The organism is Streptomyces sp. NPDC041796, assembly GCF_055590785.1.
Window position 1 is genome coordinate 495,287 of record NZ_JBVJAH010000006.1, and the last position, 6,493, is coordinate 501,779.

The window sequence follows — 6,493 nt, forward strand, 5'->3', positions numbered from 1 at the left end:
CACCGCCTCGGACGGCCCACAACGCCCCTACCAACCGCAACAAGGGAGAACCGTGGACACGCAAGCGCTCGCCTTATCCCTGCCCCTGCTCGGCTGGGCTGCCCACTCCGGGTACCTCGCCCACCGGCTGGCCACCGCCCGCCGCGACCCGCTCACCGGCCTTCGCACCCGCGCCGGGTGGACCGCTCGCGCGGAACGCCTCATCCGCCGGCACCCCGACGCCCTGGTCCTCCTCCTGGACGTCGACGACTTCAAGACCCTGAACGACACCCACGGCCACGCCGCCGGGGACGCCGCACTCACCGCCACCGCCGCACGCCTCGCCGCCTGGTGCGGACGCCACGGAATCGCGGGCCGCCTCGGCGGAGACGAGTTCGTCGCCGTCACCCACTCCGCCGACACCGACGACATCGACCAGCTCGTCGACCTGCTGCACGAACCGCTGACCCACGCCGGTAAGCGCATCCCGGTGTACGTCTCCATCGGCGCCTGCCGCGTCGCCGACCTGCCGGTGCGCAGCCTCTCCGACGCGCTCTCCGCCGCCGACGCCCACATGTACGAGATCAAGGGCAAGCCGGGCCGCAGAGGCTCGCGCACCCTCTCGCGCTGAGCACGACCACGCATCGACCGGCCTCCGGGCGGCGCACAAGCCGCCAAGCATCGCCGCCGCCCGGACGGTCCGGCCCCTTCCAACCGCAATCGAAAGGAAGCTCCATCATGTCCCAGCACAGCCCTGCCCGGATGCGGGTCTGCCCCGACTGCGACGGCTTCCCCCGTGTCGCCATCGCTACCGGAACCCGCCTCCCCGACGGCACCCGCGCCACCCTCCACGTCACCTGCCGCCGCTGCCGGGGCACCGGCGCCACGACCGTCCCGGCCCCGGTCGCCCTCGGCCACCAGGAGCGCGTGTGACCGACACCGCGACCTTCGCGGGCCTGGACCCGGTCACCTTCAGCGATCTGCTGCGGGTGGCCGGGTCACCGGGCTTCGACCGCTGGCAGGACCAGATCCGCCGCACCGGGGGCTGCGCCAACCCGATCCATCTCACCGGCTGGACCGTCACCAAAGACAAGGCCACCGGCGAGACGCTGCACCGCTACTCGACCGAGGATGAACCGGGTGGTCGTCTCCGCCTGGCCTGCGGCAACCGCCGCGCCTCGCGCTGCCCGGCCTGCGCCTGGATGTACGCCGCCGACACCTACCACCTGATCCGCGCCGGACTCGCGGGCGACCAGGACAAGGACGTCCCCACCATCGTCCGCGAACACCCCCGCGTCTTCGCCACCCTCACCGCCCCCAGCTTCGGCCCGGTCCACAACCGCCCCGACACCGGCCGCTGCCGCTGCGGCACCCGCCACGGACCCGACGACGACGTACTCGGCACGCCGCTGAACCCGGACACGTACGACTACGCCGCCGCCGTCTTGTTCAACAACTACGCCGGACACCTGTGGCAGCGCTTCACCAACCGCCTGCGCCGCGAGATCGCCGCCCGCGCCGGACTCACGCAACGCGAGCTGAAGGAAGCCGCCCGCGTCTCCTACGGCAAGGTGGCCGAGTTCCAAAAGCGCGGCGCCGTCCACTTCCACGCCGTCATCCGCCTCGACGGACCGGCGGGCCCCGAAGACCCGCCGCCCGCCTGGGCCACCGTGCAGCTGCTCACCGACGCCATCCGCGCCGCCGTTGCCCACCCGTACACGACCGTCACCGTCCCGGCCGCCGCCGACCAACCCGCCCGCACCCTGCGCTGGGGCACCCAGCTCGACATCCGGCCCATCCGCGCCTTCGAGGCCGGCACCGACATCACCGAACAGGCGGTCGCCTCCTACGTCGCCAAGTACGCCACCAAAGCCGCCGAAACGACCGGCACCCTGGACCGCCGCATCGGCGAACTCACCGAACTCGACCGCCACCAGGTCCCCGAACACGCCCAGCGCCTCATCCGGGCCTGCAAGCACCTCGACCCGATTTACCCCGACCGCCGCCTGTGGGCCTGGGCTCACATGCTCGGCTTCCGCGGCCACTTCTCCACCAAGTCCCGCCGCTACTCCACCACCCTCGGCGCCCTCCGCCAGATCCGCGCCGACTACCGCGCCGCCCAGCAGCGCGAAGCCCTCGGCCTGCCCGACCCCGAACACGACCAGGACGCCACCGTCCTCGTCCTCGCGGACTGGCAGTACGCCGGACACGGTCACAGCCCCGGCGAATCCGTCCTGGCGGCCTCCATCGCCCGGGACCTCCAGCTCAACCGCGAAACCGCCCGCCAAGAACTTGCAGCCCTGGAAGGAGACCGACGTGAGTGACCGCCTGCTGACCGTCGACCAGGCCGCCGAACGCCTCGGCACCACCGACCGCTTCCCCCGGCGGCTGATCGCGGAACGCCGGATCGCCTTCGTCAAGGTCGGCCGCCACGTCCGCATTCCTGAGGGAGTCCTCGACGCGTACATCGACGCCAACACCGTGGAGCCGGTGCGCCGCCGCAGCAGCCGGTACGGGAGGGCTGCTTGATGGCAGGCAAGAAACGGCGCTTCGGGCGCGTCCGTAAGCTTCCCTCCGGCCGGTACCAAGCTCGGTACCTCGGCCCGGACGGCATCGATCGGCCCGCCCCGCAGACCTTCGCGACCGCACGGGACGCTGACGACTGGCTCGCCGAGCAGCAGACCGCCCTTCGGCGCGGGGACTGGACCGACCCGGACGCGGGCGCGATCAACTTTGAGAAGTACGCCACCCAGTGGGTCGACGAGCGCGACCTGGCCGCGACAACCGACGAGCTGTACCGGCGCCTGCTGCGGCTCCACATCCTGCCCACCTTTGGCGGCCTGGACCTCGACGAGATCACTCCGCCCTGCGTCCGGGCCTGGCGAGCCGAGCGACGCAAGGCAACCGGTGCGACGACCGTCGCCAAGTCCTACCGGCTCCTGAAGGCCATCCTTCAGACGGCCGTCGACGATGAGGCCATCCGCCGCAACCCCTGCCGCATCAAGGGCGCGGGCAAGGAGTCGGCACCCGAACGGCCCGTCGCCACCGTCGCCCAGGTCGACGCGCTCGCCGACGCCTTGGGACCGCGCTGGCGGCTGATGGTCTACCTGGCGGCGTACGGTCCGGCCCGCCCTGAGGAACAGGCGGCCATGCGGCGACCGGACGTCGACCTGGACACCCCAGGCGTCTGGATCCGCAGGGCTGAGCCCGAGCTGACGACCGGCCGCCGTGTCGAAGGCGACACCAAGTCGGAGGCCGGACGGCGCTTCATGGTCCTGCCTGCCTTCATGGCAGAGGACCTCCGCCGGCATCTGGACTGGTACGCCGAGAAGGAGCCGAACGGACTGCTGTTCGTGGGGGAGAAGGGCAAGCCGTTCCGGCGCTCCACCTTCGGGCGGAAGTGGCGCAAAGCCCGGACCGCTGTCGGCCTGCCCGACGACTTCCGCTTTTACGATCTTCGTCACACCGGGCACACCCTGGCGACCCGGTCCGGCGCCACGCTGAAGGACACGATGGTCCGCGCGGGCCAGTCCACGGAGAAGGCCGCGCTGATCTACCAGCACTCCGACCAGGAGCGGCAAAGGGAGGTCGCCGCGGGCCTCGACCGGCTCGTCCAGACCGAGCGCCACAAGGCATCGGGCACGCAACGGGCACGGGGCCAGTGACCTGGTCCGGACAACAACAAAGCCCCGGGCCACTGGCCTGGGGCTTTCGCGTGGAGCGGGTGACGGGAATCGAACCCGCGCTCTGAGCTTGGGAAGCTCATGTTCTACCATTAAACTACACCCGCGTAATACGGACCGGGTAACCGGTGTCGTACCGTCGCTCACTGTACCTCATAGGCAGGCCCCCGGTGTATCGCGCCGCGGGGTCTTTGTGCTGAGTGGGGGACGGATCGGGGTGCGGCAGGCGGGAGTTGGGGCGTACGGTGTGGAGGCGGAGTGCCGCCTGGAGTGGTGTCCTGTTGATCCCCTAATGTGGCTTTCTCGTCCATGCATCGTTGGGGAAGGGACTTGATGGACTCCATGGAGCGCACCGTCGTCCGCTGTGCCGAGGGGCACGTGTTCAGTACCGCTTCGTTCCCGATGCAGCACCTCGGTGCCGGCCGGATCGGGCCCGGGCGGCTGCTTCGGTGTCCGCGGTGTGCGCGGCTGCGGCAGGCCGTGCCGGTGGCCGTGGCCGGGGAGCTTCAGCGGCGGTAGTGCGGGGCCGGGGGCGCGCGGGGGCTGTCCGATTGGGGCGGGCCCGCGCGCTCTGCGTATCCTCGGGACGTGCTTCTCTCAGACAAGGACATCCGGGCCGAGATCGACGCCGGACGGGTTCGCATCGACCCGTACGACGACTCCATGGTGCAGCCCTCGAGCATCGACGTGCGGCTGGACCGCTACTTCCGGGTGTTCGAGAACCACCGCTACCCCCACATCGACCCCGCCGTCGAGCAGGCGGACCTGACGCGGCTGGTCGAGCCGGAGGGGGACGAGGCGTTCATCCTGCACCCCGGCGAGTTCGTGCTGGCGTCGACGTACGAGGTGATCAGCCTCCCCGACGACCTCGCGTCACGCCTGGAGGGGAAGAGCTCGCTCGGGCGGCTCGGGCTGGTGACGCACTCGACCGCCGGGTTCATCGACCCCGGTTTCTCGGGGCACGTGACTCTCGAGCTGTCGAACCTCGCCACCCTGCCGATCAAGCTCTGGCCGGGCATGAAGATCGGGCAGCTGTGCATGTTCCGGCTCAGCTCGCCGGCGGAGTACCCGTACGGTTCTGAGAAGTACGGGTCGCGGTACCAGGGGCAGCGGGGGCCGACCGCCTCGCGGTCCTTCCAGAACTTCCATCGGACGCAGGTGTGAACATGAGTGACGTACGGGAGAACCTGACCTACGAGAAGTTCGGCTCCGCGATCCGCGAGCTCGCGCAGACCATCGCCGACGACGGGTACGAGCCCGACATCGTGCTGAGCATCGCGCGCGGCGGCGTCTTCGTGGCCGGCGGACTGGCGTACGCGCTGGACTGCAAGAACATCCACCTGGTCAACGTGGAGTTCTACACCGGCGTCGGGACGACCCTGGAGATGCCGGTCATGCTCGCGCCGGTGCCGAACGCGATCGACTTCAGCGACAAGAAGGTGCTCATCGCCGACGATGTCGCGGACACCGGCAAGACCCTGAAGCTGGTGCACGACTTCTGCCTCGGCACGGTCGCCGAGGTGCGCAGCGCCGTCATCTATGAGAAGTCCCACTCGCTCGTGAAGTGCGAGTACGTGTGGAAGCGCACCGACGAGTGGATCAACTTCCCGTGGAGCGTGGAGAAGCCCGTGGTGCAGCGCTCGGGCGTGCTGGACGCCTGAACCCCGGACACGGCGAAAGGCCCCCGCCTCGGCGGGGGCCTTTCGCGTACGTGCGTCAGATCGTGCCCAGCTTCAGCAGCGACAGCAGCGCCACGAGCTGGATAGCCGACGCGCCCAGCGCCTTCGGCCACGGCAGGTCGTGCGACTTGCTCACCATCGACGTGAAGAGGGCGCCCGCCGCCAGCCAGGACAGCCAGCCCACGACCTGGACGAGGGTGTTCTCGCCGCCCAGGAACAGGGCGAAGAGCAGGCGCGGTGCGTCCGTCATCGACATGATCAGCATCGACAGGCCGACCGTCGGCTGCCAGGCGCCGTCACCGCCGAGCTGGCGTGCCAGGGTGTGGGTGACCGCGCCCATGATCAGGCCGCCGACGACGAACATGACGCCGGTGACGAGGACGTACGGGATCGCCGTCGACAGCGTGGCGTTGATGGCCTCCTCACGGGCCTGGTCGAACCCGAAGAGGGCGAGCAGGCCGTAGAAGAAGGTGACCACCAGCGCGGGGCCCCACACGGCGTGGTCGCGCATCTGCCAGAACGTCGGGCCCGGGCGCATCACGATGCCGCTGAGCAGCTGCTTCCAGTGCAGGCGCGGGCCCGCCGGGGCGGGGGCGGCGCCGGCCTGGTAGGTGCCGCCGTCGCCGTACGCGTCCGGACCGGCGGCGTACGCCTCGTCGTGGATGCTGAACGCCCGGGTGTGGCCCGGGTGGTTCGCCGCGTACGGATCGTGCGGCGGGGCGGAGGGCGCCTGCGCGTAGGGGTCGCCGAAGTACTCCGGCTCCCCGTACGGCTGTTGCCCCTGGGGGTGCCCCTGCGGGTGCCCCTGGGGCCACTGCTGCTGCGGCCCCGCATATGGGGGCGGCGCCGCCGCGCCGCCGTACGGCGCCTGCTGCGGTTGTTGTTGCGGGGTGCGGTTGTCCCGGCCGCGTCCGATCCTGAATCCAGCCACGTCACCGAACGTACCCGGTCCGGCGGGGTCCGGTGTACGCGCCCGGTATGAGGGGCCCCTTTGCTGCGGAGCTGTGACATCCCCTAGGGGTGAGGAGACGGGCGTGGCCCGGTGAACGAAGCGGGGGGGGGGGGGGGGGGAGGCGGGGGGGGGGGGGGGGGGGGGGGGGGGTGTGTGGGGGGGGGGGGGGGGGGGAGGGTGTGTTATCGTCGTCGGGCCCA

Annotated in this window: 9 protein-coding genes and 1 tRNA gene; 8 read left to right on the forward strand and 2 right to left on the reverse strand. The window is 70.9% G+C overall.

All coding sequences use genetic code 11. From position 1 onward, the window contains the following. Positions 1 to 52 precede the first annotated feature (52 nt). From ACZ6C1_RS15445 to ACZ6C1_RS15465, 5 genes are all read left to right on the forward strand, one after another. Positions 53 to 610 (forward strand): GGDEF domain-containing protein, encoded by a 558-nt coding sequence (locus ACZ6C1_RS15445; protein ID WP_469241179.1) that lies wholly within the window; start codon positions 53 to 55, stop codon positions 608 to 610. Between the two features lie 107 nt (positions 611 to 717). Continuing rightward, positions 718 to 912, forward strand: coding sequence for a hypothetical protein (locus ACZ6C1_RS15450; RefSeq protein ID WP_469241180.1), 195 nt, complete (start codon positions 718 to 720; stop codon positions 910 to 912). Further along, the gene (gene repSA, locus ACZ6C1_RS15455) at positions 909 to 2,303 is read left to right on the forward strand and encodes a replication initiator protein RepSA (RefSeq protein ID WP_469241182.1); all 1,395 of its coding nucleotides are present in this window, start codon (positions 909 to 911) and stop codon (positions 2,301 to 2,303) included. The genes ACZ6C1_RS15450 and repSA overlap by 4 nt, the downstream gene beginning before the upstream one ends. Further along, complete coding sequence (locus ACZ6C1_RS15460; protein WP_469241189.1) at positions 2,296 to 2,508, forward strand: excisionase family DNA-binding protein; 213 nt, start codon at positions 2,296 to 2,298, stop codon at positions 2,506 to 2,508. The genes repSA and ACZ6C1_RS15460 overlap by 8 nt, the downstream gene beginning before the upstream one ends. Further along, positions 2,508 to 3,644, forward strand: coding sequence for a tyrosine-type recombinase/integrase (locus ACZ6C1_RS15465; protein ID WP_469241191.1), 1,137 nt, complete (start codon positions 2,508 to 2,510; stop codon positions 3,642 to 3,644). Before ACZ6C1_RS15460 ends, ACZ6C1_RS15465 begins: the two co-directional genes overlap by 1 nt. 51 nt (positions 3,645 to 3,695) lie before the next feature. On the opposite strand, the gene ACZ6C1_RS15470 is transcribed toward ACZ6C1_RS15465, so the two are convergent. After that, positions 3,696 to 3,769 (reverse strand) — tRNA-Gly (locus ACZ6C1_RS15470). A 226-nt stretch (positions 3,770 to 3,995) separates the two neighbouring features. Between ACZ6C1_RS15470 and ACZ6C1_RS15475 the strand changes: the two genes are divergently transcribed. The 3 genes from ACZ6C1_RS15475 (at position 3,996) to ACZ6C1_RS15485 (ending at position 5,323) form a co-directional block, all read left to right on the forward strand. Beyond that, on the forward strand, positions 3,996 to 4,181 hold the full coding sequence (locus ACZ6C1_RS15475) for a hypothetical protein (protein ID WP_469241193.1): 186 nt from the start codon (positions 3,996 to 3,998) through the stop codon (positions 4,179 to 4,181). Positions 4,182 to 4,250: 69 nt separating this feature from the next. Beyond that, positions 4,251 to 4,826, forward strand: coding sequence for a dCTP deaminase (gene dcd / locus ACZ6C1_RS15480; RefSeq protein ID WP_336323542.1), 576 nt, complete (start codon positions 4,251 to 4,253; stop codon positions 4,824 to 4,826). Positions 4,827 to 4,828: 2 nt separating this feature from the next. Next, entirely contained in the window at positions 4,829 to 5,323 is a 495-nt protein-coding gene (locus ACZ6C1_RS15485; RefSeq protein WP_469241195.1) for a phosphoribosyltransferase, read from the forward strand. Positions 5,324 to 5,378: 55 nt separating this feature from the next. Here ACZ6C1_RS15485 and ACZ6C1_RS15490 read toward each other — a convergent pair whose 3' ends face one another. Continuing rightward, positions 5,379 to 6,272 (reverse strand): Yip1 family protein, encoded by an 894-nt coding sequence (locus ACZ6C1_RS15490; RefSeq protein ID WP_469241197.1) that lies wholly within the window; start codon positions 6,270 to 6,272, stop codon positions 5,379 to 5,381. Positions 6,273 to 6,493 lie beyond the last annotated feature (221 nt).